We start from the raw sequence: 26,920 nt of genomic DNA, 5'->3' as shown, positions 1-26,920 counted from the left end.
CATACGCCTCGCCTCAATAAGATGCATTCAAAATGCACTATTTGCACAGCTTGGCGGGAAAATCCAGTATATGATATGCATCTTTTATGAGATTGTCGCTCCAGACCGACTATGCCCTTCGGACGCTGATGTTTTTGGCCGTCAAAGAGCGGCGTGTAAGTAGCATCAAGAAGAAATTGACGAGCCACATTTGTTTCCGCCAGTTGCGATCGCTCACGTCGAGCCGCTCAAAACTTTTCAGCATATGGACGCCGGATTGGTAGAAAATGAAGTGTGGTATCCTCCCCAATGAAGCGACGCTTCATACCTATGCCCTTTCCCCTTGCCGTCCGTCGGTCGTTCAGTGGCAGAGGTCTTTTCACTCAGGAACGCATACCTAAGGGTTCATGCATCATCGAATACCTCGGACGCCCAGCCACAGCTAAGCAGATAAAGGAGAATCGCGGGAAGTACCTTTTTTGGACGAGCGATAGGAACATGATCGACGGGAACATACCGGCGAATGCAGCCCGCTTTATCAACCACTCCTGCGCGCCGAATTGCGAAATCGATATCCGCAAGCGTCGTGTGTATATTTTCGCGCTCCGCGATATCGAGTCGGGCGAAGAACTTTCCTACGATTACGGCGAAGAATATTTCGAGATGCATCTGGCAGGAAGCTGCCGCTGTGTTCAGTGTGCCCAGTAGTGAATAGCCGTAAACAACATCCGGTATCGGCCTGAGCTTTACAGGCGAATACCGACCTCGCCTGATGACGGTGAGGCCGGCTACAGCTCATGAGCACATCAAAACCGTGCGGCGACTTGGGCTGCTTTCCACCGGCAAGCAGGCGTCGATGGTGACCTAGTCCCTACCGGTGATCCTTAGATTGCTCACTTCCACTTTTGGGATATTGCAGCTATGTCGCAATGCCGAGAAAGCCGACATCCCACCTCGACCGCGTAAGGCATCCTGGCGAGCCAGCGCGAGGCCCGCAATGCGATCCAGAGCAGACGTCCGTCAAATGACGCGACGGACCGATGATGGACATTTGAGGCGTAGATGGAATGACTTCACCGATCCGTCTCTGGATGCGTCAAGCGCGGCCTGTGCCCGTTCCTAACCGAGCTTGAGACAGGCAAGTCGATCGCCGAAGATATCGTCGAGGTCAGCGTCTCCGGCCTGTCCCCATCCGCGAATTTCGCGGATGGGGTGGTCTTCATTCAACATGTAGGCGGTGATTTCCTGAAGCTTGCCTGTTGCGCTGTGTTGGGTAGTCAAAAGTCTTCCCACTCTTCCTTTCTGACGGCGGCATTGCCGGAGAAGGCGCTTGCGATCTTTCGGCCAAGGGCGCGCACAGGAGATGCGGCGGGCTTTTTTGAGCCAGTTGCTGCTTGCACCGGCGTCGATGTTGGACGCGCTCCGCCAGAGAGCTTGAACATGGTCAGAAGCTCATTGAGCGAGGTGGCTTCACGCGAAAGGCTGTGCGTGGCAGCAGTGGTTTCCTCGACCATTGCCGCGTTCCGCTGCGTATCCTGATCCATCTGATTGACTGCGGTGTTGATCTGCTGAAGTCCAGAAGACTGTTCCTGCGCCGCTTTGACAATGGCGGTGACATGGCGGTTGATCTCCTGCACTTCGGCAACGATGGTTTCTAGAGCGCGGCCTGTATCACCGACAAGTTGGACACCTTCGCGAACTTGCTCGCCGGACGTGCCAATAAGCGCCTTAATCTCTTTGGCGGAATTGGCGGACCGTAGCGCAAGCTCACGTACTTCCTGAGCCACAACGGCGAAGCCCCTGCCCGCCTCACCCGCGCGGGCTGCCTCCACGCCTGCGTTGAGCGCAAGCAAGTTCGTCTGGAAGGCGATCTCATCGATCACGCCGATAATATTGTTGATCTGCGAGGACGACTTCTCGATGGCTTCCATCGCCGAGACGGCACGGCGGACCACTCTGCCGGACTCTTCCGCCCCCGCCTTCGCACGGCTGACGAACTCGCCTGCTTCCTGCGCCCGCTCGGTGGAACCCTTGACCGTTGTGGTGATCTCTTCCAGCGCGGCGGCGGTTTCCTCGAGGGCCGCGGCCTGCTGTTCGGTGCGCTTGGCCAGATCATCAGCGGCAGAGCGGATTTCATCGGAACTAGCTTCGATGCTTCGGGCGTTCTTTGCCACCTGCGTCAGAGCCGTTTCCAGCTTCTCGGCTGAATTGTTGAAGTCGTGGCGCACCTGATCCAGAGCGTCCGTGAACGGCGCGCCAATCCGGTAGGACACGTCGCCATCGGAAAGATGAGACAGGCCAGCCGCGAGGCTATCGACGGCAAACTTCACATTCGCCGCGTCTCTGGCTTCTTGCTCCTGACGGGCAATGCGTTCCTTCTCCACATTCGCCGCATCTCTGGCTTCTTGCTCCTGACGGGCAATGCGTTCTTTTTCGATTAAGCTGCGATTGGCTTCGGCTTCTCTTTCGAGCCGGTCCTTTTCCCGGTTGTTTTCAAGTAGCACTTCGAGCGAGCGGGCGAGATCGCCGATCTCGTCCTTGACTTTGCTGTCCTTCAATTCGAGCTTCAGGTTACCTTCGGCGATCTGCGCCGTTTCCCCGATGATGTTGGAGATACGGCCGATGAAGCGGCGAGCAATGAACCAACCTGCCAGGGCAAGAAGCGCGGCGGTCGTGGTGACGATCAGGGCCGCATCCCGCATCATTGTGTTCAGCTGCGCAAAGACAGTACTCTTCGGAACGGCGACGATCGCATACCATGTGATTTCTGGAGTGAGCGTGACGGGCGATGCGACGGCAAGGTATACCGCACCATCCGGTGCCGCGATTTGTTGCTCCATGCCTGGATGAGCGATCAGTTTTTCCCAGTCAGCCGTCTCCGCGCCGCCCTCGGCAAGGCTCTTGCCAATTAGCGCAGCATTGGGATGGCCGACGATCTTGCCGCCACTGCTCACCAGGCTGACATAGCCCGTGTCCATTGGATGGATGGCCGAGAGCGCCTTGCTGGTTTCGGCCAGCGAAAGATCGATCCCGGCAACGCCCAGCGTCTTGCCATTGACGACGACTGGTTTTGAAATCGAGGTCATCAGAACATCCTTGCCGTCAATCGCGTAAGCATAGGGTTCGATAACGACCGTCTTCTGCCGGGTGAAGGGCAACTGATAGTAATCGCCGGGACCGGGCACTGCATAATCGACGAGCGCCGTGTTCGATATTTCCCCATTCGTACCCCGGACGAAATAAGGAACGTAACGACCCGTTGAATCGTGGCCTTGTGCTTTGACAAAGTCGACGTCCTTGCCGTCGAATGCGTTCGGCTCCCATCCCGTCCAGACGCCGAGAATATCCGGGTTGCTTTCAAGCAAGTGGCGTAGGATTCCGTCGGCCCTGGCGCGATCGGTGTCGCCGCGATCTTTCATGACCTCCAGAACCGACCCGAGAGCGTCGGTGATGCGAGCGGAACGACCGATCCGCTTCTCGCTTGTCAGCGCTTCCGCCTTTGCGATCTCTTGCATGCGGTCAAGGCTGGTGCTCCGCACGTCTTGGTAGGAACGATAGAACAAGACGGCCGAAGCCGTGATAGTCGCGATCAGGCCGCATGCGGCGACCGCGAAAATGTTACGACCGGTGGCCGAATTTATCAGCATTTTCATATCCCTAACGCTCGCGGTCGGATGCTTGACATCTTTCGCGATCTTTCCTGGAAGCCAAAAAACTTTCCCGACAGGCTAAACCGTTATCCTTAATGAATTGCCTTCTACAGCTGCTCGGACGAAGCTGATGAGGGGGGAAGGCAGCAAGGACAGGCTGGTCGCCGCGGTGATGGCAGTTGCCCAATCGGACGGCGTGATGCATGTCGCGGTTCTGTCGATCACCCAAGTGCCGAATGATCCAGCGCACGCCATCGAGAGTCTGCTGGCGACGAAGCGGCGCCTTGTACAGGACGAAGACCGCTCGTCGGCGGTGCTCACGAAATGAATGTGTTTGCGTGGCCGGGCCCCCTGACCAGCGTGTCACGCGTGCCGGGGCGCAGACGCCTCTCTCGCCTATCCACCGCTAAAGTCCAAGTGTTCGTTGGGGGTTCCCGGACGCTTCGAGGCCACCTTCTTGAGCATGAACTCGTACTGTTGGGCGTTCCTGCGGTCGACATCGAACTCCGGGTGATAGAGCCCCCGTTGGCGAAGAGGTACAGGAACGCCGATCCATGCAGGAGGTATCGACTTTGCCTGCGAATTTCAAAAAGACGTTTACGGAGTTTATTCTCTATAAACGAATGTTCCGTTAGGTGCAGCACACGGATTCAGGGCGCACTTTGCCAGCGTTTCTTCAGACGCAAGTCCGCCAACGGCGATGACGGTTGGACTGAATTCTAGGGACGCAAGCTTAAGGGGGCTCTGAGGAACAAATATCAATGACCACCAATCCAAGATCTGACAGCGTTAATGGGCGCGAACTCATCGCGTTCCGCCTAGGCCAGCAGGAATTCTGCGTCGATGTTATGAACGTGCGTGAGATCCGAGGCTGGACGCCGGCCACGCAGCTTCCGCATGCGCCAAGCTACATATTGGGCGTGATCAATCTGCGCGGCATGGTTCTTCCCATCATCGACTTGGCGGCCAGGATGGGGTTCCCACCGGCCGAACCGTCGACACGACATGCCATCATGGTGGTGGAGATCGGCAAGCAGGTAATCGGCTTTCTTGTCGATGCCGTCACTGAAATCTTCAGCGGCGGGGACGAGGACATTCAGCCGACGCCGGAGGTTGCGTCCGACATGACGAGGACGTTGATTGATGGCGTTATTCCTGCTGAAGGCCGAATGATCAGTGTGTTGTCGCTCGACACCATCACGGCGACATCTGAATTAGCAGCATAAGTCTGGCGGCCAGACTGCTGCCAGAGGAGGGACGCGGAATTGACCTGCCGCTTCCCTCTTTTATTCGATGATCCCAAAATCCTCCAGTCTTCAAGGCGCTCGGGCTCGATGCAGAACTGCCGAGAAGCGACCGTCGGTTCCGTCAATAAGTATCTCGCGGATGCCCGTGACAACGAGGCGCTGAAGGCTGCCGATTTCGAACTCACGATTTTCGACAGCGAGTCGATTGACGTAATCCGCTCGGGTCGTCTCGGCGATCAGAAAGACCTAGTCAACGCCAAAAGCGAACGATCGATGATCAGAGCCTAACCGCGCAAAATCGAGCAAGAGTTGAACAGCTCGGTTTACGATTGTTCCACGACGTGCGGACTGGCTTTGCGGCCGCGGAAAGCATGTTCCTGTTGACCTTCTCCGGGTCTGGACGCAGACTTGAACAGTCCGAGGGATCGAAGTCGGGAGGAGAAATCCATGGCCGACACTCGGGAATATTCCAGAAATCCATCACGTCGTGACGTTGTGGGCGCAGGCGGCGCGCTTTTCGGAGTCAATTTCCTGTCGTCCCCTGCGGATGCGACGCTGGCGCAACTAAAGCTACCCGATAAGGCACCTGAGACACCGCCGCCGGGCTACAACATCCTGTTCGTCCTGGTTGACCAAGAGCACTTTTTCAAAAAGTGGCCATTTCCGGTTCCGGGTCGTGAATATCTGAAGACGAACGGCACCACTTTCCTTAATCACCAAGGCGCATCGCAGGTTTGCTCGTCGGCACGCTCCGTCATCTACACCGGCCAGCACATCCAACATACGGGCGTCTTCGATAATATGGAGGCTCCCTGGCAGCGCGACATGTCTGTCGAGATGGTGACGATCGGTCATCGTCTCCAGCAACTAGGTTATCACGCTGCCTATCAGGGCAAGTGGCATCTCAGCGGCACTCTCGATACAGCGCGCAAGCCAGTCGACGCGCCATTGCTCCAATACCGTGACGCAATCGAAAAGTACGGGTTCGCGGATTTCCTCGGACTTGGTGACCTGATTGATGGCCCGATTGGTGGATACAGGTATGATAGCTTTGCGACCAACTCCGCTGTTACGTGGCTGAAGAGCACGGCGCGAGAACTGAAGGCAAAGAGTCAGCCGTGGTTCATGGCTGTAAATCTGGTCAATCCACATGATGTCATGTACGTCAATTCAGACGCGCCCGGTGAGACAGTTCAGGGCAAGTATGCGGCCTACCCGATTGACCGACCGCCCCGGAACGACATTTATCTCGCGGAGTGGGACGTCCCACTGCCAGCGACGCGCATTCAGCCGCTCGATGCGCCCGGCAGACCGCGCGCCCATTACGAATATCAAGCCACCCAAGACATTCTGCTCGGTCAATGGCCGAACGAAGACAGTCGATGGAGGATTTTGCAAAACTATTACTTCAACTGCATTCGTGACTGCGACGACCATCTTGTTCGGCTGCTCGATGAAGTAAAAGCCAATGGCCTGGAAGACTCGACGATTGTGATCTTCACCGCCGATCACGGCGAGTTAGGCGGCGCCCACCAAATGCGCGGCAAGGGCGCAAATGCCTACAAAGAGCAGCAGCATTTGCCCCTCATGATCTTGCATCCCGCCTATCCGGGCGGACGCAGCACGAAGGCAATATCCTCCCAAATCGATCTCGCACCGACTTTGCTTGGGCTGACAGGCAAGCCGTTTGACGCAGTCGCCCGTGCAGGTACGGGCTTGCCGGGACGCGATTTGTCCAAACTCCTGAGCTCCCCCGAGCAGGCTTCCACTACCGCTGTGCGTCCGGCGGCACTGTACAATTACAACATGTTCTCCTACCTCGACGCCAAGTGGTTCGCCCCATTAATCAGGGTCGTCGTGTCGAATGAACCGATGGTGGAGAAAGTCGAAAAACTTGTGAGGCTGCAGCCGGACTTCAACAATCGCGGCGCCATACGAAGCATCTTTGATGGCCGCTACAGGTTCAGCCGATACTTCTCACCAATTCATTTCAATCGTCCGACCACTTACGAGGCGTTGGTCACCAACAACGACCTCGAAGTCTATGACCTGCAGGAGGACCCGGAGGAGACACGCAACCTGGCGCAGGATGGCACCGCCAAGGGCGAACTGATGATGGCATTGAACGACAAGCTGAACGCGCGCATCGACGAGGAAGTTGGCGACGATAACGGCAAGTTCTTGCCCCTAATAGATGGCTATTGGTTCCCGGCACGGGCTTGACGATCTTCGAATGGGGGCTCGCCGCGTAGGAATTCTGACTCTCGACGCTCGTTCGAAAGCGCTGCGCTCTTCAATCTGGCAATCGATAGCAAACTGCGCGGCTGCGACGTGGTTGCCGTCCGTGTCGACGATGTTGCACCGAGCGGTTACTCTATGGATCGCGCGATCATCCGGCAGAAGAAGACCGGTCATCCGGTTCGGTTCGAGCTGACCGATCAGAGGCGACAGGCAATTGACGAGTACTTGCGTCTGACAGAACGCAAACCCGGTCAATCCCTGTTTGCCGGGCGAGCCGATCGCTGCAGCCTCACGACTCGGCAGTATGCCCGACTGGTTCAAGAATGGGTGGCCAGCATTGGGCTCGACCCGGCAAAGTTCGGCACACACTCATTGCGTCGAACAAAAGCGGTGCTGATCTACCGGCGCACTGGAAATCTCCGCGCAGTGCAGCTTTTGCTTGGGCACTCCAAGATCGAGAGCACGGTGCGCTACTTCGGTATCGAGGTAGATGATGCCATCGAGATTGCAGAGAAGATCGACATTTAACGCGATCCTCCGGTAAGCAGACGTGATCGGCGACGGACTAAGAGTCGCCGATCATGGGAAGGCTGATGACAGCTTTTGGGATCGACCGTCTATGTCCAGGCTTTCCTCGCATTCTGTCGCTATGGTCTCAAAGCCGCCGTCAGCCTGGGGCCCCACCTCCGTAAACATGGTGCCTTACCGCCAGGAATATTTGATGGTTCCCAGAATCGTGCGTCCTTGGCCGAGGCCGCAATAGGCCAAGCCCGACTGGCATGACGTGACGTAATATTCGTCGGTCAGGTTTGTGGCGTTGAGCTGAGCTTGCCAGCCGTCGAGCTTGTGGTCGAGGTAGGCGAAATCGTAGCTCAGGCCTGCGTCGAACAAGGTGTGCGATGGAATGTAAATCGTATTCGTCTGGTCCCCGTAGTTTTCGCCGACGTAGCGAACGCCGCCGCTAAGGCCAAAGCCCGCCAGCGGTCCGTCGAACCACGTATACTTGCCCCACAGCGATGCCTGGTCGAGATTGACGTTGGGCAGATAATTGCCTGCATTTCCGTCCTTGCTCTTCGTAATTTCTGGGTCGAGACGGCTGTAGCCGCCGACGATTTGCAGTTCGCGGGTGACATTGCCGCGAACCTCGAACTCGAATCCGCGAACACGCGCCTGATCGGTCTGCACGCTGGTCAGACCGCCCGTTTGCGAATCGGCCGTCAGAATGTCATTCTGACGTATGTCGAACAGGGCCGCCGTGAACATCAGGTTCGTTCCGTTCGGCATGAATTTCACGCCGACTTCCTTGCCTTCGCCCGTCGTCGGTCTGAACGTATTGCCGGAGATATCCGCGCCTGCGTTCGGAACGAATGACGTTGAATAGCTGATGTACGGCGCGAGTCCGAAGTCGAAGAGGTAGCTCAGGCCGACGCGTCCAGTCTGCGCCGAGTCATCGCGGTTATATTGGCCTGCCCGCGGATAGACGGCCGCACTCGTCGTCTCGACGCTAGACCAATCCTGCCGCCCCGAAAGTGATAGCGTCCACCGATCGAGCTTGACCTGATCCTGCAGATAAATGCCGGTTTGCTGCTGCTTGGTGCTGAGATCGATAAAGCGGTTCAGATCGTCCCGCGACGGAATGGGGTAAGCACCGTAGACGGGATTGTAAACGTCGATCGGGATATAGCCTACAGGCCACGACGCCAAATAGGTGACGTTCGATCCCGTCGAATACTGATAATCGACGCCGGCCAAGATCTTGTGCGCGAGGACGCCCGTTGCAAAATCGGCCTGCAGCTGGTTGTCGACCGCGAAGTTTTGCGCGTTGGCATCGACGTAGATCGGCGTGCGGTAGAAATCGCTATCTCCGACGAACACATCTCCGCGCATCGACTGCATGTCGTTAGACGTATCCATGTAGCGAAGGTTCTGCCGGAACTGCAGCGCGGAATTGAAGCGGTGCTCCAGTTCGTAACCAACCGACCACTGCTGCATATCGTAGTGATCGAAGCCAGGTTCACCCAGGTAACGGCTCAATGGAATGTGTCCATTGGGATTGGGCAGAAGCGTCGCTTGGCCGGGAACGTACTGCTGATACCCGTCGTTTTCTATTTTCTGATACTGAGACAGGAATGTGAAGCGCGTGTTCGGGTCGAGGCGCCACGTCATGCTTGGCGCGATGAAAATCTTGTTGTCCTGCTGGAAGTCGACCTGCGTATCGCTGTCACGGACCAATCCGACCACGCGATAGAGGAAATCCGGATTTGTCGGGACGGGGCCGCCGACGTCGAATGCGCCTTCGACGCGGTCGAACGATCCGAACGTGCCCTGCACTTCGTAGTGCGGCGTGTCGAGCGGACGCTTACTCACCATGTTGATGAGGCCGCCGGGATCGGACTGTCCATACAGTCCGGACGACGGTCCTTTTAAAACCTCGATCCGCTCGAGGCCATAAGGTTCGATACGTGGCAGAGCAAACTGCGTCATTTCCGCCGGAAGCCGCAAGCCATCCAGGTATTGCGGAGCATTGAAGCCGCGGATTTTGATCGAATCGAAAAATATGTTCGCGCCGAAACCGTCGAGCGAGACGCCTGGCGTATAGCGCAGCGCTTCGTTGATGTTTTGCGCCTGCTGGTCGCTGATCTGATCCTGGGTAACGACGGAGATGGACTGCGGCGTCTCCAGGATCGGCGTATCGGTCTTTGTCGCGGTCGAGCTGATGTGCGGCAAGTAACCCTTGACCGGATCAATGCCGCGCGTGTCCACCTGCTGATCGCCAGACGGCTCGGCAAGTTGTTGAGGCGGCACGGACGGTGCGGAGACGGGTTTTGTCGCGGCCTTCGAGGCCTTGGCCTTCTTCTTGACAACCGTTTTGGGCTTGGCCGCGCTACTTTCAACGACGACGGAAGGCAACTGGACGTCTTCGGTTGAGTTGCCCTGCGCGGATTGTGCCGCAGCCGGCGTCCAAATGCCTACAGCAGCGGTCGCCATGGCTGTCGCAAGAATGACCGGCGCACGATCGCCTCTACGGCGCGCGACAACTTTCATGAAATTCCCCATACGTCTTCTGAGATTCCCCACCGTTTTTCTGGCATGCCGCTATCGTCGTCGCCACGCGAACGACTGTTCCAAAAACGGGAAAAACTATCGCAGAACATAAATTAGAAGCGCTCGAAAAAACGAAGCGCTATGACCGCTCCCGGGTCGTGTCTTGGCCCGGCGGATATCCGAAATGCCGCCGATAGGCTGCAGTGAAAGCCGAAGGACTGACGAACCCGACGCGATAGCCCGCTTCGGCGGCCGTCACGTGATATTCGCGCAGCAGCACACGCGCTGTTTGCAACCTTTGGGCGCGCACGTAACCGAAAATCGTGGTGCCAAAGACTGTTTTGAAGTTTGCTTGCAGCGTCGTGAGATTGACTCCGACACGCTTAGTCAGTTCAAGGATTTTAGGAGGCGCAACAAGGCTCGCATCAAGAATGTCGCGGACCTCCATAACTTTGTCGTAGTGGCGCTTACCAATCGCCGCGATCATGCGGCGCTCCCGAGCGAGAAGCTGCGCTGTCTCGATGACGAAAGACAGCGTATTGCTCTCCAGATAAAGCGAGCCGAGTTGATCATCATAGGGATGATCAAGGTTGCGGCGTGCGAGGTCCAGCAACACCGGAGAACGCGGGAGTACCTCATAACGGAAACGAACAGCGTTAAACTCGCGCAATGCTGCAAGCCCGTCCGAATTCATGGAGTCGCCAAAGCGCGAAAAGAAGTCTGGCTTAATAACGAAGCCTGCAGAGCGGCTGCGGCGACCGTTCATATCGGAAAGTTGGAAGACGGTCGGCACCGAATACCCGAACAGACTTGGCTGGTGCGCATGCCGCGTGATCGGACCATAACCGAGTACCTCCATCGTCTCCGGCTCACCCTCCAGCAGCACGCCGCACATGATCGCAGGCTCGGAATCGCTCTGAACCTGATCGTTGGTAAGGTAGGTCACGTCGCCGGCCGTCGCGATCAGCCCTGGCTGAACTTCGTGAGTCAGCAATTTTCCTGAGAAGACAGTCGTGTCCAACGTCCTTGATTGCACGGTGGAGCTTGATGGCACGGTGGAAACTTTAACCCCCAGTGCGTGCTGGGCGGCTAGTTGGATCAATTCCGAGACTTTGAAGCCTTCGGACATATGCGAAATCCGAGATGCCATTTCCACAAGGTCAGCTCCGGTGCGGCCGCCGGAAAGAAAGCTCCTGGGTGGGCGGCTCCAACATTTTTATACTTTTTTAGTAAAGTTTTTCAAGGGCCTCGCCTCGGTCGCCCGAAAGATTGGCGTCCGGGCCTTTCGTATCGCGATAGCCATACTTGATTAGGCGACAGTTTCCGGGTTTGCGCTCACATATCGGGTGTCTCATATTGAACGTCGCACGCCCGGCTGAGCCCGCGCTTGCTTCGCATTCGCTTAGCCATAAGCATATCAATCTTCCATTGGAGGAACCGTGTCAAAATCGGAAGCTCTCCAATCTGAAGACGATCTCCGAACCGTCTACCGGCATCCTTCCCCGCAGATCAAGAACAAGGCATTTCCGACTCTCGACAAGCATTCGCGCCGCTTTATCGAACTGTCGCCGTTCTTCTGCATCGGAACGATGGGATCACACGGTGCCGACGTTTCTCCACGGGGCGGTGAACCGGGGTTTGTGCACGTTCTCGACGATGTGCAAATTGCGTTTCCCGATCGCCCGGGCAACAACCGCCTCGGCACCCTAACAAACCTCGTCAAGAACTCCGAAGCAGGGCTTCTGTTTTTCGTTCCCGGCATAGACGAAACGCTGCGTCTCAACGGGACGGCGTCAGTGGTGACGGACCAAGACCTGCGGGAGACGTTCTTGCAGGACGGCAAGCTGCCTCGTTCCGTTATCGTCGTAAAGATTCGCGAAGTCTATTTTCACTGCAGCAAAGCGCTGCGTCGATCGGATCTCTGGAACTCGGACAAACAAATCGACCGCACATCGTTCCCCACCTTGGGGCAGATTGTGAAAGATCAGTACAGTACGATCGTCCCCGCCGCGTTGATCGACTTCGCGCTCAAGCAGGACGCCAAGAAAAATCTCTATTGAATGTCGGGACAATCACACTCAGGAGGCTGCCCGTGAGAGCACGCACGGTGCGCATTTGGTATAAGGTTCATCGCTGGACGAGTATCGTCTCGACCGCCTTTCTACTGATGCTTTGCATCACAGGCCTGCCGCTCGTATTCTACCATGATATCTTGCATTGGCAGCATGCGGACTTACAGCCGCCGCCGATGTCCGCAGGCACACCCGAAGCATCCCTTACAAAGGTGGCAGCCGCGGCGCAGGCGCGCCATCCGGATTCGGTGATCCCGTTCATCTCTTGGGACGAAGACGATCGCAACCTGATCTTCGTCGGCATGTCGAAAGCCTACGACTCGCCCCCGGAGACCATAAGGCTGCTGGCCGTCGATGCGCGCACCGCCGAGATTCTCGGCGAACCGAATCTCAACGAAGGCATCATGTATGTCTTGCGGACGCTGCACGTCGACATGTTCGCCGGCATTCCCGGCAAGCTGTTCCTCGGCGTGATGGGGCTGCTGTTGCTCGCGGCCATCGTGTCAGGAACGGTGCTCTATGCGCCCTTCATGCGCCGCCTCGATTTCGGCAGCATCCGATATGATAAAGGCCGGCGTACCCGATGGCTCGACCTGCATAATCTTCTCGGTATCGTCACATTGGCATGGCTGAGCGTCGTCGGCGCCACCGGCGTCATCAACACCTGGGCGGATTCGATCTTCAAGATCTGGCAGTTTGGCCAACTCGCCGACATGATCGCGCCTTACAAGGATCTGCCRCCGCCATCGAAGCCCGTCGACGTCGATATCGCCTATCGCGCAGCCAAAGCCGCCGCCCCCGAGGGCCGTGTTCCGTCCTTCCTCACCTATCCGAAAACGCTCTTTTCAGGACAGCACCACTACGGGATTTTCCTGCGCGGCGAAGAACATGTGACGGCGAAACTTCTGACGCCGGTCCTCGTGGATGCCCAGACGGGCCAAATCACCGATATGCGGCGCATGCCTTGGTATGTCGATGCGCTTTTCGTTTCTCAGCCTTTGCATTTCGGCGACTATGGCGGGATGCCGATGAAAATCATTTGGGTCATTTTGGATCTGATCTCGATCGCAGTTCTCGTCACCGGTTTGTATCTATTCTTCACACGCCGGAAATCCCCCGACGCCCAGTTAGGTTTCGGCCTGACCGGCGAAAAAGTGATTGCGGCGCCGGTCACATGAATCAGCGCCCCACTTTTCCTTCCCGCCGTGAGGAACGATCTTTGCGGATCATTTTCGGCATTCCCGCCCTGATTGCTTTAACTAGCGTTTCGGGGCTCGCTGCCGCCTTGATCGGCGATGGCTGGTTCGATGCCGTCGGCTGGATTGGTCTGGGAATACCAATCTCAGTGACCGGCTGGTTTCTGTGTAAGAGGTGAGAAAATTTAAAAGTGCGTCGCCCTAAACCACCCACAGTGCTTTTGGGTCGCAATCGCCGCTGGAACAAACCTGCCAAGGAGCGCTTGTGTATATTAAGGTCGCCGGTTTGGCACCTTCAGCGTGTGTCGAGAGCTGACTCCACTTCTAGTCGGCCACGGGAACTCCGGGATTTGTCCGTTGGGGGGCGAAGCACAGACGCGGCCACTCCGCGCCTCTGCTAATCTCGCAATCAGGGGGCGCACGACCGCAAATTCGGCTCTGCAGAAGTTGACAGAAACTCTGCCGCTTGGGCACGGACGTCCGCTGTGGGTCGCAAAGAGATTTGGCTCAAGTGTACGAGACGTCGGCTTCTGAACGGAAAGTTCCGAGCAGTGGCCCGCTTTCGAACCGGATGTCTGCAAATGGGATTGAGCGGCGATCGCCCAGATTGTCTATGGACGGCCGCTATTGGCCCATTGCGGATATGGGATCAGCCAGTCGCGCTCGTCCGCTGTCTGACGGGAAGCGGACCTAGCCTCGATTTATGAGTTCACGACCTAGGTTGTCGGTTGCGCCGGGCGGCTCCCCTTGCGGAGAGCCGCCCGCGATGCGCGAAGAGAGATCTTAGATCTCGCCCTTCAGGCCACGCTCGAAGTACTTGTGGATGATCTTGTCCTGGTTTTCGAGCAGCCAATCGATCGACGGCTGATAGTTCATCGCCTTATGGATGGCGAGGCTCGTTGCCTTGCGATGAATGTCGAACAGGACTTTGTGGTCGAGCTTCTCGATCGTGGCGACCGACGGATGGAGCCATACGGACACGATGATGCCGAGGTCGTCGACCTTGTCCTTCGGCAGGTCGCCCGAGCGCACCGCGTCGAGCACGCCCATGGCGGTCGCGTACTGGACGGTGCCCATCAGGATGCTCGTATAGCGCTCGTTATCGACGGTGACCTTGCTGACGCAGATCGTCGGCGGGCGAACCATCACGTCGGTGTTCAAGAGCGAGAGTACGCGGGTGTGGCCTTTGACCTGGTCGCCGAGGAGCGTCGCAAACGCGGTGCCGAACGGACCGTCCATCTCGCCGATCGCGACTTCCGGTTCGGCTGCGGTTCCCGGCGGGCCGCCTGCGACAAGGGCTTCGCCGACGCGAATGCCGAAACGCCCCGAGCGGGACTGAGACGTGGAACTGCTCATTCGTGTTCACCTTTTCCTGCTGTTATCTTCGAGGCGCCGGTTCTAGACGCATGCCGTCAGATAACCCAGGCCGCAGGTAGACGCGCCATAAGTTGCGGTTATGGCGCGTTCTGGAAGGTGCGGCGTTTCGGGCCTTTTGCTTACTCGCAGGGGGTATCGACGAGGCCGTCGACGGCGGCGGAATATTTGCGGCAGGTGTTCGCCGAGACGGGAGTGACATCGCCGGAGGTCGCGACCGTTGCGGTCTTCGTCGAAGCGGTGTCGTCGGAGGCTGTCGTCGTTGTCGAATCCGGCAGGCGATCGGTCTTTTTCAGGATTGGCTTATCGGCCGCGGACGTTGCTGCAGGAGCCGTCTCTGCTGCTGCGATCTGCGCGGCTTTCTGCTGCTGAAGAGCCAGCTGGCGGGCACGCTCGCGCTTGGCGGCCGCTATCGCTGCCGCACGCTCTCTCGCTGCAATCATCTGTCGACGGGCGCGTTCGCGTTCATAGGCTTCTTCGCGGCGGCGTTCTTCGGCGGCATGGGCGAGCATGCTGGCGGCTGCCATACCGCCGAGGAAGAAGCCAAGGCGGCGGCCAGGGCCGGCTTGCGCGGCCGACGCGAACGAGCTGGCGACGATGGCAACTGAGATCAGCACGGCGAGCAACTTGGACACGGGAGCCTCCTTGGCTTGAACATGCACAGGAGATTGCACCCTGGCGACAAGTGGCGCTGTTTCGCCGGTTACAGGTGTGGGGCTATGAGATTCCCTGGGCGCAAATCGCGCCAAATGAGAACAAAACGAGATTGACAGATTCAGAACAAATCAAGTACACACATCCTTAATTGATGGCGCTGGGCGCTTGCCATAGGGATTGAGGGTGACACGATGGAACGGCCGGACTGGACTGTGCTCGAAGGGGGCAAAATGGATAAGAAGCAGGCGCTAGAGCAGGCACTCGCGCAGATCGACAAGACCTTTGGCAAGGGGTCGATCATGCGCCTCGGCGCCAACGACAAGCTCGATATCGAGGCGATCTCGACGGGATCGCTCGGGCTCGACATTGCGCTCGGCATCGGCGGGTTGCCGAAGGGACGCATCATCGAGGTCTATGGGCCTGAATCGTCGGGCAAGACGACGCTGGCTCTGCAAGTCGTTGCGGAAGCTCAGAAGAAGGGCGGCATCTGCGCGTTCGTCGACGCGGAGCACGCGATCGATCCGAGCTACGCGAAGAAGCTCGGCGTCAAGGTCGAAGAGCTTTTGATCTCGCAGCCCGATACGGGTGAGCAGGCCTTGGAAATCGCCGATACGCTCGTGCGTTCAGGCGCGGTCGACGTGCTTGTGGTCGATTCGGTTGCGGCGCTGACGCCGAAGGCGGAACTCGAAGGCGAGATGGGCGACAGCCTGCCGGGTCTGCAGGCGCGCCTGATGAGCCAGGCACTGCGGAAGCTGACGGGCTCGATCTCCAAGTCGAACACGATGGTGATCTTCATCAACCAGATCCGCATGAAGATCGGCGTCATGTTCGGCAATCCGGAGACGACGACGGGCGGCAACGCGCTGAAGTTCTACGCTTCTGTTCGTCTGGACATCCGCCGCATCGGACAGATCAAGGAACGTGAGGAAACCGTCGGCAACCAGACGCGCGTCAAGGTCGTCAAGAACAAGGTGGCTCCGCCGTTCAAGCAGGTCGAGTTCGACATCATGTACGGCGAGGGCATCTCGAAGGTCGGCGAGCTGATCGACCTCGGCGTCAAGGCTGGTCTCGTCGAGAAGTCCGGCGCGTGGCTGTCCTATAACGGCGACCGGATCGGTCAGGGCCGTGAGAACGCCAAGACGTACCTCAAGGACAACCCGAAGGTCGCAGCCGAGCTGGAGCGGGCTATCCGCGCCAATGCCGGGCTGATCGTCGAGAAGATGCTCGCCAATCCGAGCGCCGGAGAGGACGACGGGGAGGAGCCGGACGAGGACGGGGTTCTGCCCGACGAGGATGCGAGCAAGAAGGTCGCCAAGGCCAAGCGTTAAGGCAGATGCCGCCTGCAGCTTCGTCATGCCGACGTAGGTCGGCACCCAGGCAAGCCTGCGCCAGTTTCGGCGTTGATATTTGACTGGATCCCGGCCTCCGCCGGGATGACGTTGGATTGGATGTCTCCGGGTTGTGGCTGTCGTTCCGTCGCAGGCTTGACGGTCCCTCCGCGTTACGCCCTTTTCTGGACACGTTCAGAGGCCGCCGCTACAACGGCGGCCTTAAGCCGTTCCGGGGCGCGTTCCCGGGGCAAATCACTTTCAATATCAGGCTCGAAAGCACCACATGGCCGGCGTCAGCGAAATCCGCGCTTCGTTTCTCGATTTCTTTGGAAAGAACGGGCACGAAATCGTGCCGTCATCGCCGCTCGTGCCGCGCAATGACCCGACCCTGATGTTCACGAACGCCGGCATGGTGCAGTTCAAGAACGTCTTCACCGGCCAGGAGACGCGGGCCATCCCGCGCGCAACCACCTCGCAGAAGTGCGTCAGGGCCGGCGGCAAGCACAACGATCTCGACAACGTCGGCTATACGGCGCGCCATCATACGTTCTTCGAGATGCTCGGCAACTTCTCGTTCGGCGACTACTTCAAGGAACGCGCGATCGAGCTTGCGTGGAATTTGCTGACGAAGGACTTCGGCCTCGACAAGAAGCGCCTGCTCGTCACGATCTATCATACCGACGATGAAGCCTACGCGATCTGGAAGAAGATCTCGGGCTTTCCGGACAGCAAGATCATCCGCATTCCGACGAATGATAACTTCTGGCAGATGGGCGACACGGGTCCTTGCGGGCCGTGCTCGGAAATCTTCTTCGATCATGGCGACAAGATCCCGGGCGGTCCTCCGGGTTCGGCCGATGCCGACGGTGACCGCTTCATCGAGATCTGGAATCTCGTGTTCATGCAGTTTGAACAGATCGCGCCGGGAAACCGCGTCGATCTCCCGCGTCCGTCGATCGACACCGGCATGGGGCTCGAGCGCGTCGCCGCGGTGCTGCAGGGCAAGCACGACAACTACGACATCGATCTCTTTCAAAACCTCATCCAGGCCATCCGCCAGGAAGCCGGTAAGGCCGGGGCGAAGGAGGGCGGCGACGCTACTCCCGAATTCCTTCACGTCGCGCGCCGCGTCATCGCCGATCACCTCCGCTCGACGAGCTTCCTGATCGCCGACGGTGTGCTGCCGTCGAACGAGGGCCGCGGGTACGTGCTTCGCCGCATCATGCGCCGTGCCATGCGTTACGCCGCCCAGATCGGTTGCACCGAACCGCTGATGTATCATCTCGTTCCGGCGCTTGTGCGCGAGATGGGGGATGCCTATCCGGAACTCGTCCGTGCGCAGCCGCTCATTGGCGAGACGCTGAAGCTCGAAGAAACGAAGTTCCGCCGCACGCTCGACAACGGCCTGAAGCTTCTCGGCGAAAGCTCGGGCAAGCTGACGAAGGGCGCCGTCTTCCCGGGCGACGTCGCGTTCAAGCTTTACGATACCTACGGCTTCCCGCTCGACCTCACGGAAGATGCGCTCCGGCCGCGTGGCATCACCGTCGATACGGCGGCGTTCGACGATGCGATGAAGAAGCAGAAGGATGCGGCGCGGGCTGCCTGGAAGGGATCGGGTGAAGCGGCGACCGAAGGCCTCTGGTTTGAGATCAAGGACAAGACCGGCGCCACGGAATTCCTCGGGTACGACACCGAGACTGCCGAAGCCATCGTCACGGCGCTTGTCGCGGGCAGCAAGGAGGCGAAGGAACTGAAGGCCGGCGACGAAGGCGCGCTCGTCGTCAGCCAGACGCCGTTCTATGGCGAAAGCGGCGGCCAGCTCGGCGATCAAGGCATCATCAAGGGGTCGAAGGGCGCGCTGTTCCGCGTGTCGGATACGCAGAAGAAGCTTGGCGATCTTTTCGTGCACTTCGGCAAGGTCGAGACGGGCAGCTTCAAGGCGGGCGACGCCGTGGAGCTCGAAGTCGATCACGCGCGCCGGTCGGCGACGCGCGCCAATCACTCGGCCACGCATCTTTTGCATGAAGCGCTCCGGCAAGTGCTCGGCACGCACGTCGCGCAGAAGGGGTCTCTCGTTTCGCCGGACCGTTTGCGCTTCGACTTCTCGCACACGAAGCCGATGTCGCTCGAAGAGTTGAAAGCCGTCGAGGATATGGCGAATGCGGTGCTGCTCGAGAACACGCCCGTCGTCACGCGGCTGATGGCGATCGACGATGCGCGCGCGACGGGCGCGATGGCGCTCTTCGGCGAAAAGTACGGCGAAGAAGTTCGCGTCGTGTCGATGGGATCGACGCGGCCCGGCGCCAACAAGGCGTGGTCGGTCGAGCTTTGCGGCGGCACGCATGTGTCGCGCACGGGCGACATCGGTCTCATTCGCGTCGTCGGAGAGAGCGGAAGCGCCGCCGGGGTCCGCCGTATCGAGGCGCTGACGGGCGAAGGCGCGCGCGCCTATCTCGAAGAGCAGGACAGCCGCGTGAAGGAAGCGGCGAGCCTTCTCAAGACGCGGCCCGAAGATCTGATCGAGAGATTGAAGAATCTCGTCGAGGAGCGGAAAGCTCTCGAGAAGCAGCTTCAGGACGCGAAGCGGCAGATCGCGCTCGGCGGCGGCGCGGGTTCGGGCGCCAGCGCCAACGGTGAAGCCATTCGCAGCATCGGCAACGTGAAGCTGCTGGCGCGGACGGTTCAGGGCCTCAATCCCAAGGATCTGCGCGGCCTCATCGATGATGGAAAGAAGCAGGTCGGCTCGGGCATCGTCGCGGTTGTCGGCGTCACCGAGGACGGCAAGGCGGGTCTCGCCGTCGGCGTCACCGACGACCTCGTCAAAACGTGGAGCGCGGTCGATCTCGTCAAGGCGGGTGCCGAGGCGCTCGGCGGCAAGGGCGGCGGCGGACGTCCGGACATGGCGCAGGCCGGTGGTCCGGATGGCGCGAAGGCGGGTGACGCGTTGAAGGCCATCGAGGCGCGGCTGGCGGGACAAGCTTCGGCCGCGTAACGCCTGACTGTAGGAAGCCATGAGCGATACGAACGGCAATGGATGGGACGGCTCCGCCGCAGCCTGGATCGCGTCGCTCGGAGATGGCGGCGACTTCAGCCGCCAATTCGTTCTCGATGCGCCAATGCTCGCCCGCGTCAAAGATCGCGGCTTCAAAACGGCCTTGGATGTCGGCTGCGGCGAAGGCCGCTTCTGCCGAATGTTGCGGGATGCGGGCATCGAGCCGCTCGGGATCGATCCGACAGGCGCCCTCGTCGCGCGCGCATTGGAACTCGATCCCGGCGGAGCCTACCGCGTCTGCCGCGCCGAAGAGTTGGACGAGCCGCCCGCTTCGTACGATCTTGTCGTCTGCTATCTGACGCTGATCGACATCGCCGATATTTCGCAGGCGGCATCGCGCTTCCTCGCGGCTTTGCGGCCCGGCGGAACGCTTCTCATCGCCAACCTCACGAGTTTCAGCACGGCAGCCATCGACGGCTGGACGACGGATGCCGATGGGCGGCGCCGCTTCTGCATCGACAACTATCTCGAAGAGCGCGCCGACTGGGTCGCCTGGCGCGGGATCGAAATTCGCAATTGGCACCGGCCGCTCAGTACGTACATGTCGCTCTTCCTTGAACATGGGCTGATCTTGCGCCATTTCGCGGAGCCGTCTCCGAGCGGCGGCGATCCGGACACGGCCGCGCGTTACCGCCGCGTTCCTTATCTTTACATCATGGAATGGGAGAAACCCGCGACTTGACCAGAGCGATGATGCTGCGCTGCGAAAGGCATCTACCTTTCCTGTAATTCACTGATGACCATCGGGAATATTCGGTATATACGCCCCGCATTCTTCCTGCCGAGGAGCACTTTCGCATGGTTCGCACGCGTTCTTTCAGACTGCTCGCTCCGATCACTCTCGTGGCTTTGGCGTTCGCGCTTCCGGCGCACGCAGACGATGCCATCGTCAAGCTGCCGGCGACGCCGATGCCTGCAGCCGGACCGACGACAGCGGCAGCGCAGGAATTTTGCGGCGACGCGACCGGCAAGGCGGAAGAGCTGATCGCGCGCTATTCGTCGAAGGCAGGTCTGCAGCAGGTTTATACGAGCGAGCTCTATAACGCCTTTAGCGACGATCCGAAGAATGCGACCGTGATGTACACGTTCACGACGAAGCATAATCCGGCTTATCCCGCGGCTGTCTGCCGAAAAGTGGTGCACGAGGGTGACGCCCTCACGGTCCAGATGAAGGTTGTTTGCGACGGCAAGGCGGAGGCGTGCGCCAAGCTGCAGAACGACTTCAACGTGATGACGGCGCGGATGCAGGCCGAGGTCGATCAGCAGATCGCGGCGGGGAAGAAGTAAGCGCCCCGAAAAGGACCGTGCGCGCTGTAAATCCGGCGCGCTTCATACGCATTGACTCTGCTGCCCACTGTCTGGATCCCGGCCTGCGCCGGGATGACGGTGAATTAATTAGGCGAGCCGTCTTGCGAGACCCCGGACCCACGGGGTTCTGTGTCCTGGCTCTGCGCTTTGGCCGGGATGACGATTGAAAAACGCGGCGCACTTTTATGCGCCGCGTTTTTATTTGCAGTATGAGAGAGGTCTCCCAGGCACGGCGGCCGGAAGCTTCCTCAATTCCAAGTGTGCAGGAGGATCTGCAAGTCGCTACCGTTGCGTTTGACGACATTCACCCAGTTGCCGCCGTACTGTTTCGTTGCTCCATTCTCGCCCGGCCCGTTCAACTGCCATTTGCCGCTGGCTATCAGCGTGTCTCCATTTTCGATGACGTTATCGACAACGATCTTGTGACCGGAGAAGCCGTTGGTTTGAAGATCCTTGAAGAACTTTCCGATTGCTTCAGGACCTTTGACAGGCGAGCCGCCAGCGGGAATGACCAAAGCATCCGGAGCGTAAAGGCCGCCGAGGCTCACCGTGTCTCCTTGGTTGAATGTCTCGTCCCACTTGGCCGCCTTGTTCACGACTTCGCTTGTCATCAATTTCTCCTTGGCTTCACAGGTAAACTCAAACAATCCACGCTATTGGCCGTTCCGTGCGACGGGAGGATGAAAGGCGATCCCGCCTCTCAGTGGATCTCCACGAATTGCCGATGGTGAGGTGGTGGATGCAAAAGGGATGACTCGCGCGGCACCTATTTGCGCCTAGCGAGCCAAATGGTGTGGCCGCCGACGTGCGGGTCGTCGAAGACCTGGGATACGACTTCAAAGCCGTTGTCGTCGAGCAAGCTGCGGTATTCCTCGGGGGCTAGGCTCGCGTGATAGAGCGGCTCGCCTTCGAACGTCCCCATGGCTTCGCCGTCCGAAGTTCCGCTCGTAAACATCAGAGCCGCATTCGCGTTGGCGTGTGCGTGAAAGAGCGGGAACATCTGGCGCTGCTCGTCCCGGCGCAGATGAAAAAAGCTATCCCACGCCAGAATGCCGTCGAAGCTCTGTCCGAGGGACAGGGTTCGCATGTCGGCGACGTTCCACGCGGCGTTGGGAAAGCGGTTCTTGCACAAGGCGATCATGGAAGACGAGGAATCCAGGCCGGTCAGCCGGTAGCCGGCGTCAATGAAGAAGCGGGCGATGGGTTCGCCGGACCCGCATCCGATGTCGAGCACCGACCCCGTAGGCGGCAACAACGCGCGAAACCGTTCGAGCCATGGCAGCTCGAACAGGCTTCGTGATCGTACCGTGTCCCACGTCGATGCGTGGCGATCGTAAAGTCCGACGATGCGGTCTGCGTCGGTACTCATAGCGCTACGGCTCCTGCACGGATCGTCAATGAGACGCGAGCCCTATGCCGTCTTGCTCATGGCGGCCTTGAGGTTGGCGTCGACCTTGTCGAGGAAGCCGGTCGTCGAGAGCCATTTCTGGTCGGGGCCGACGAGGAGGGCGAGGTCCTTCGTCATGTAGCCCGACTCCACCGTCAGGATGCAGACGCGTTCGAGCGTTTTGCAGAAATCCAGAAGCTTTTCGTTGCCGTCGAGCTTGGCGCGATGTGCGAGGCCGCGCGTCCAGGCGAAGATCGAGGCGATGGAGTTCGTCGATGTCTCCTTGCCTTTCTGATGCTCGCGATAATGGCGGGTGACGGTGCCGTGAGCCGCTTCCGCCTCGACCGTTTTGCCGTCCGGCGTCATCAGCACGCTCGTCATCAGGCCGAGCGAGCCGAAGCCTTGCGCGACCGTATCGGATTGGACGTCGCCGTCGTAGTTTTTGCAGGCCCAAACGTAGCCGCCCGACCACTTCAACGCGCTCGCGACCATGTCGTCGATCAAGCGATGCTCGTAGGTGAGCTTGCGCTTCGTGAATTCGGCCTTGAACTCGGCGTCGTAGATCTCCTGGAAGATATCCTTGAAGCGGCCGTCGTAGGCCTTGAGGATCGTGTTCTTCGTCGAGAGATAGACCGGGTAGTTGCGCGCGAGACCGTAGTTGAGCGAGGCGCGTGCGAAGTCGCGGATCGATTCGTCGAGATTGTACATCGCCAGCGCGACGCCCGCGTCCGGTGCCTTGAAGACTTCCTTTTCGATGACCGTGCCGTCCTCGCCGACGAACTTGATCGTCAGCACGCCCTTGCCGGGGAACTTGAAGTCCGTCGCCTTATACTGATCACCATAGGCGTGGCGGCCGACGATGATCGGCTGGGTCCAGCCCGGAACGAGACGCGGCACGTTCGTGCAGATGATCGGCTCGCGGAAGATGACGCCGCCGAGAATGTTGCGGATCGTGCCATTCGGGCTCTTCCACATGTCCTTCAGGCTGAATTCTTTGACGCGCGCTTCGTCCGGGGTGATCGTCGCGCACTTGACGCCGACGCCGTGCTTCTTGATGGCGTTGCCGGCGTCGATCGTGATCTGGTCGCCGGTCTTGTCGCGGTTCTCGACGCTGAGGTCATAGTATTCGAGATTAACGTCGATGTAGGGGTGGATGAGCTTATCTTTGATCAGCTTCCAGATAATGCGGGTCATCTCGTCGCCGTCGAGTTCGACGACGGTGCCTTCAACCTTGATTTTCTGCATGCAATGTCTCGCGAAGAGGAATGGAAGCTCAGGACTTAAACCATAACGGCAGGTTCGGGGGTCGCGAAGTGAACCTTCGCCGCAGTCGTGCGGCAGATCCCGGAGTTGTTCAAGTTCCCCGAGAAAAGAAGCGTAGATGTCGGGCGCGATCGCGCCTAATTGTACGCCAGAAACGAGCTGGCGGCGGCGCTGCCGGCCCTTGAGACGCGCGGAGGCGCATTGAACGCCGGGATTGAGACGACGAAAAGCGATGCGGCGCTTGAGATCCGCATCGATCGGGGCGTGCCTGTGACCGGGCCGGAGGATACGCCGGTCGCCGCGATCGTACACGCCTGCCATTCGGCATCGATCGATCAGGGGCTCGCGGCGCTCGCCATTCCGGGCCTCGACCGGGCGACGCTGGAGCCCATCCTGCAATATTGCGCCAGCCTCAAATGCGTCGAAGACAACGTAACCTGCCTGGGGTGCAAGCGGCGGACGGAAGCGCAGGGCATCGAGACGCTCGATCAGTTCATCCTCAGCAAGAAGGAGGTGATCGTCGGCGACGGCCGTGTTCGCCTCAGGGGCGAGGGCACCGAGACGGTGACGACGCCGTGCCTCGAAACGCTCGCCAAGCAGTGGTCGGGTGAGAATTACTGGTTCTGGTCGCGCCGGGTCATTCGCAAGCTGCGCCACGGGCTGCGGCGGGCGCATATGCGCGGGGAGCCGGTGGCCGGCGAGGGCGAGACGCCGTCGATCATTCTGATGGAGCCACAACTCGCGGACAACATCGGCATGGTGGCGCGTGCCTGCGCGAATTTCGGGCTCGACGATCTTCGTCTCGTCAACCCGCGCGATGGCTGGCCGAACGAAAAGGCGCGGATCGCGGCGTCGGGGGCGAACTACATCATCGATGACGCGCAGGCCTACGGCACGCTCGAAGAGAGTATGGCGGATCTGAACTGGGTCGGGGCGACGACGGCGCGGCAGCGGGATCTGCGGAAGCCCGTGCTGACGCCCGAGCAGGCGATCGTCGAAATGCGGAAGCGGATCGGCCGGGGCGAGCGCTGCGGCGTGCTGTTCGGGCGCGAGCGCAATGGGCTCGAGACGAACGAGGTTGCGGTCGCCGACGCGTTCATCATGATTCCGGTAAATTCTCGTTTCGCTTCTCTCAACCTGGCGCAGGCGGTGCTGCTAACGGGATACGAATGGATGCGGAGTGATGCCGGGCGAAGTCTCGGCCGGGTTACAACCTACGAGAAGCCTCTCACAGAAGGTCTCTACATGGGCCGGGACCGTCCGGCGACCAAGCAGGAACTCCTTGGATTGTTTGAGCATTTAGAGCGCGAGTTGGAAGCCAACGGGTTCTTCAATCCGGCTCATCGCCGATCCGTCGTGTCACAAAACCTGCGTACGCTCTTGACGAGACTCAACGCGACAGAGCAGGAAGTACGCACACTTCGTGGTATAGTTGCCACGCTCTCACAGGGCAAAGGAAAGGCCCGAAAAGGGGGGGAGTAAGCGCCTTCATATAGCCAAGTTTTGGGCCGAGCGATGCCAACTCGAGAGGCTACTGGCATTGTTCAACGTGGCTGCTGCAAGGGCCGCGCCTGGGTTTCCCATTTCACTAAATAAAGAAGGTCAAAGAGGCTCAACTGGAGATGTGGATGAATACGAGGGCGGGGGTGTTGGCGAGCGTAATGGCGCTGTCGCTTGTGGGTACTGCAGTACCCGCCGGCGCGCAGGAGCTTAGCGAGCACGCGGTGAGATCGTTCATGGAATATGCTTGGTCACTCACGCCGCAGCAATTCTCCAAGCCGGACGGCTCGGTTATTGTCATCGACAAAAACAAAAAGTCGGAAGTCGAGGTTCCGCTCGATGTGGCGCGCGATGTGATCAAGGCCGGGCGGCTTTCGGCGCATGCCCAGATCTGCGATCTGCGTGACGACCAAGTGCTGAATCACCGCGCCATGATGCGCCGGGAAGAGGCCAAGAAGAAGTGGACCCAGCAAAATCTGGTCTACATCAGTCAGTTGCACCTCACGACTGTGATGCTGCTGACCGGCCGCATCAAGCTCGTCGAGAAGGAAGGCGACAAGGAAGTCGTCGTCGACGAAAAGAAAGAGCCGGCGCAGACCTGCTCGGACGAGCAGCGTAAGAAGGTTAAGGAAATGATTGCGGCCTATGTTGCCGCGAGCCCGCCGCCCAATTTCGCGGCAGCCGAGCAGCCTCCGGCGGCCGGCGCTCCGGTCGCAACAGGGTCGACCTCGGTCCCGGAAACGACGATCAAGAAGAACTAAGCGTCATATAGGCCGTTGACGAAACGGCCTGACGCCGGTATCACCCACACGTCTTCGCGGGTCCTTTCGGGCCCGCGTTTGATTTCTGCGCACCCGTGGCGGGACTGTTGAAGGTCCATGCCTGTCGGCCCCCGAAAGGGGGATGAGGAGGGGGCGCTCCACAGTCACGGTTCGACCGAGCCGTGCCATAACTCATGGAGTGCTAGAAGATGACTAAGCGCGTTCGCGCCAAGCATAAGATCGATCGCCGTCTCGGTGAGAACATCTGGGGCCGCCCCAAGAGCCCGCTCAATCGCCGCGAGAGCCGTCCCGGCCAGCACGGCGAGCGCCGCTCGGGCAAGCTGTCCGACTTCGGCCAGCAGCTCAAGGCCAAGCAGAAGCTCAAAGGCTATTACGCATCCATTTCGGAACGTCAGTTCCGCGCCGCCTACGACGAAGCTTCGCGCCTCAAGGGTTCGACGTCAGAGCATCTGATCGGGCTTCTGGAGCGCCGCCTGGATGCGCTTGTCTACCGCGCCAAATTCGTGCCGACGGTTTTCGCCGCGCGCCAGTTCGTCAGCCACGGCCACGTGACCGTCAACGGCCGCCGCGTCACGGTTCCGAGCTATCGCCTCAAGGTCGGCGACGTCGTCGAAGTTCGCGAGAAGGCGAAGCAGCTGGCTCTCGTTCTAGAGGCCATCAAGAGCGCCGAGCGCGATCTGCCTGACTACGTCAACGTCGATCACAACAAGATGACGGCTTCGCTCACGCGCATTCCGGCTTTGAGCGACGTGCCCTATCCGGTGCAGATGGAGCCGAACCTCGTCGTCGAATTCTACTCGCGCTAATCGTTCGACAAGAACTTCGTTTTCGCCAAA

23 protein-coding genes and 1 pseudogene are annotated in these 26,920 nt (G+C 59.3%); 15 read left to right on the top strand and 9 right to left on the bottom strand.

Translation table 11 applies throughout. The annotated features are described in order from the left end of the window. Positions 1-288 precede the first annotated feature (288 nt). Entirely contained in the window at positions 289-687 is a 399-nt protein-coding gene (locus AB4Z24_RS16645) for an SET domain-containing protein (protein WP_441710052.1), read from the top strand. Positions 688-1,098: 411 nt separating this feature from the next. On the opposite strand, the gene AB4Z24_RS16640 is transcribed toward AB4Z24_RS16645, so the two are convergent. Then, a complete protein-coding gene (locus AB4Z24_RS16640) occupies positions 1,099-1,260 on the bottom strand; it encodes a hypothetical protein (protein ID WP_441710050.1) in 162 nt (53 codons plus the stop codon). Then, positions 1,257-3,626 carry a methyl-accepting chemotaxis protein gene (locus AB4Z24_RS16635; protein WP_441710048.1) on the bottom strand — a complete coding sequence of 790 codons (2,370 nt, stop codon included), beginning with the start codon at positions 3,624-3,626 and terminating at the stop codon, positions 1,257-1,259. Before AB4Z24_RS16635 ends, AB4Z24_RS16640 begins: the two co-directional genes overlap by 4 nt. A gap of 133 nt (positions 3,627-3,759) precedes the next feature. On the opposite strand from AB4Z24_RS16635, the gene AB4Z24_RS16630 reads away from it, so the two are divergent. The 5 genes and pseudogenes from AB4Z24_RS16630 to AB4Z24_RS16610 form a co-directional block, all read left to right on the top strand. Then, complete coding sequence (locus tag AB4Z24_RS16630; RefSeq protein WP_441710047.1) at positions 3,760-3,957, top strand: hypothetical protein; 198 nt, start codon at positions 3,760-3,762, stop codon at positions 3,955-3,957. A 433-nt stretch (positions 3,958-4,390) separates the two neighbouring features. Continuing rightward, entirely contained in the window at positions 4,391-4,855 is a 465-nt protein-coding gene (locus AB4Z24_RS16625) for a chemotaxis protein CheW (RefSeq protein ID WP_441710045.1), read from the top strand. A gap of 108 nt (positions 4,856-4,963) precedes the next feature. Then, positions 4,964-5,164, top strand: a complete 201-nt coding sequence (locus AB4Z24_RS16620) for a hypothetical protein (protein WP_441710043.1) — start codon at positions 4,964-4,966, stop codon at positions 5,162-5,164. A 159-nt stretch (positions 5,165-5,323) separates the two neighbouring features. Further along, positions 5,324-7,099 carry a sulfatase-like hydrolase/transferase gene (locus AB4Z24_RS16615; RefSeq protein ID WP_441710041.1) on the top strand — a complete coding sequence of 592 codons (1,776 nt, stop codon included), beginning with the start codon at positions 5,324-5,326 and terminating at the stop codon, positions 7,097-7,099. 42 nt (positions 7,100-7,141) lie between these two features. Further along, a pseudogene (locus AB4Z24_RS16610) lies at positions 7,142-7,645 on the top strand (tyrosine-type recombinase/integrase); the annotation flags it as partial. A gap of 174 nt (positions 7,646-7,819) precedes the next feature. Here the strand turns inward: AB4Z24_RS16610 and AB4Z24_RS16605 are convergent. Next, positions 7,820-10,162, bottom strand: a complete 2,343-nt coding sequence (locus AB4Z24_RS16605; protein WP_441710039.1) for a TonB-dependent siderophore receptor — start codon at positions 10,160-10,162, stop codon at positions 7,820-7,822. A gap of 139 nt (positions 10,163-10,301) precedes the next feature. Beyond that, on the bottom strand, positions 10,302-11,291 hold the full coding sequence (locus AB4Z24_RS16600; RefSeq protein WP_441710037.1) for a helix-turn-helix transcriptional regulator: 990 nt from the start codon (positions 11,289-11,291) through the stop codon (positions 10,302-10,304). Positions 11,292-11,601: 310 nt separating this feature from the next. Between AB4Z24_RS16600 and AB4Z24_RS16595 the strand changes: the two genes are divergently transcribed. Together AB4Z24_RS16595 and AB4Z24_RS16590 are read left to right on the top strand one after the other, a co-directional pair. Next, a complete protein-coding gene (locus tag AB4Z24_RS16595) occupies positions 11,602-12,222 on the top strand; it encodes a pyridoxamine 5'-phosphate oxidase family protein (RefSeq protein ID WP_441710035.1) in 621 nt (206 codons plus the stop codon). 32 nt (positions 12,223-12,254) lie between these two features. Further along, a complete protein-coding gene (locus tag AB4Z24_RS16590) occupies positions 12,255-13,412 on the top strand; it encodes a PepSY-associated TM helix domain-containing protein (RefSeq protein WP_441710033.1) in 1,158 nt (385 codons plus the stop codon). A gap of 801 nt (positions 13,413-14,213) precedes the next feature. Here AB4Z24_RS16590 and fae read toward each other — a convergent pair. Then, entirely contained in the window at positions 14,214-14,786 is a 573-nt protein-coding gene (gene fae, locus AB4Z24_RS16585; RefSeq protein WP_441710032.1) for a formaldehyde-activating enzyme, read from the bottom strand. A 140-nt stretch (positions 14,787-14,926) separates the two neighbouring features. After that, on the bottom strand, positions 14,927-15,439 hold the full coding sequence (locus AB4Z24_RS16580) for a hypothetical protein (RefSeq protein WP_441710030.1): 513 nt from the start codon (positions 15,437-15,439) through the stop codon (positions 14,927-14,929). A gap of 213 nt (positions 15,440-15,652) precedes the next feature. Between AB4Z24_RS16580 and recA the strand changes: the two genes are divergently transcribed. The 4 genes from recA (at position 15,653) to AB4Z24_RS16560 (ending at position 21,131) form a co-directional block, all read left to right on the top strand. Continuing rightward, positions 15,653-16,789: a recombinase RecA gene (recA, locus tag AB4Z24_RS16575; RefSeq protein WP_441710028.1), complete on the top strand. Its 1,137-nt coding sequence runs from the start codon at positions 15,653-15,655 to the stop codon at positions 16,787-16,789. Between the two features lie 286 nt (positions 16,790-17,075). Next, positions 17,076-19,784, top strand: coding sequence for an alanine--tRNA ligase (gene alaS, locus AB4Z24_RS16570; protein ID WP_441710026.1), 2,709 nt, complete (start codon positions 17,076-17,078; stop codon positions 19,782-19,784). Positions 19,785-19,803: 19 nt separating this feature from the next. Then, positions 19,804-20,526 (top strand): class I SAM-dependent methyltransferase, encoded by a 723-nt coding sequence (locus AB4Z24_RS16565; RefSeq protein ID WP_441710024.1) that lies wholly within the window; start codon positions 19,804-19,806, stop codon positions 20,524-20,526. A 116-nt stretch (positions 20,527-20,642) separates the two neighbouring features. After that, complete coding sequence (locus AB4Z24_RS16560) at positions 20,643-21,131, top strand: hypothetical protein (RefSeq protein ID WP_441710022.1); 489 nt, start codon at positions 20,643-20,645, stop codon at positions 21,129-21,131. A gap of 269 nt (positions 21,132-21,400) precedes the next feature. On the opposite strand, the gene AB4Z24_RS16555 is transcribed toward AB4Z24_RS16560, so the two are convergent. The 3 genes from AB4Z24_RS16555 to AB4Z24_RS16545 form a co-directional block, all read right to left on the bottom strand. Further along, positions 21,401-21,763, bottom strand: coding sequence for a YybH family protein (locus AB4Z24_RS16555; protein WP_441710020.1), 363 nt, complete (start codon positions 21,761-21,763; stop codon positions 21,401-21,403). Positions 21,764-21,918: 155 nt separating this feature from the next. Continuing rightward, the gene (locus AB4Z24_RS16550; RefSeq protein WP_441710018.1) at positions 21,919-22,521 is read right to left on the bottom strand and encodes a class I SAM-dependent DNA methyltransferase; all 603 of its coding nucleotides are present in this window, start codon (positions 22,519-22,521) and stop codon (positions 21,919-21,921) included. A 42-nt stretch (positions 22,522-22,563) separates the two neighbouring features. Continuing rightward, positions 22,564-23,784 (bottom strand): NADP-dependent isocitrate dehydrogenase, encoded by a 1,221-nt coding sequence (locus AB4Z24_RS16545; protein ID WP_441710016.1) that lies wholly within the window; start codon positions 23,782-23,784, stop codon positions 22,564-22,566. A gap of 159 nt (positions 23,785-23,943) precedes the next feature. On the opposite strand from AB4Z24_RS16545, the gene AB4Z24_RS16540 reads away from it, so the two are divergent. The 3 genes from AB4Z24_RS16540 to rpsD all read left to right on the top strand — a co-directional run bounded on the left by AB4Z24_RS16540 (position 23,944) and on the right by rpsD (position 26,890). Further along, complete coding sequence (locus tag AB4Z24_RS16540; protein ID WP_441710014.1) at positions 23,944-25,284, top strand: RNA methyltransferase; 1,341 nt, start codon at positions 23,944-23,946, stop codon at positions 25,282-25,284. Positions 25,285-25,430: 146 nt separating this feature from the next. Continuing rightward, positions 25,431-26,063: a hypothetical protein gene (locus AB4Z24_RS16535; RefSeq protein ID WP_441710012.1), complete on the top strand. Its 633-nt coding sequence runs from the start codon at positions 25,431-25,433 to the stop codon at positions 26,061-26,063. 209 nt (positions 26,064-26,272) lie between these two features. After that, on the top strand, positions 26,273-26,890 hold the full coding sequence (rpsD, locus tag AB4Z24_RS16530; RefSeq protein WP_290990102.1) for a 30S ribosomal protein S4: 618 nt from the start codon (positions 26,273-26,275) through the stop codon (positions 26,888-26,890). Positions 26,891-26,920: the final 30 nt, after the last annotated feature.

The sequence above is a fragment of the Hyphomicrobium sp. 2TAF46 genome, from assembly GCF_052114865.1.
Classification (GTDB): Bacteria; Pseudomonadota; Alphaproteobacteria; order Rhizobiales; family Hyphomicrobiaceae; genus Hyphomicrobium_B.
The sequence above is the reverse complement of the archived record's forward strand: the minus strand, read 5'-3'. Positions and strand labels throughout refer to the sequence as shown.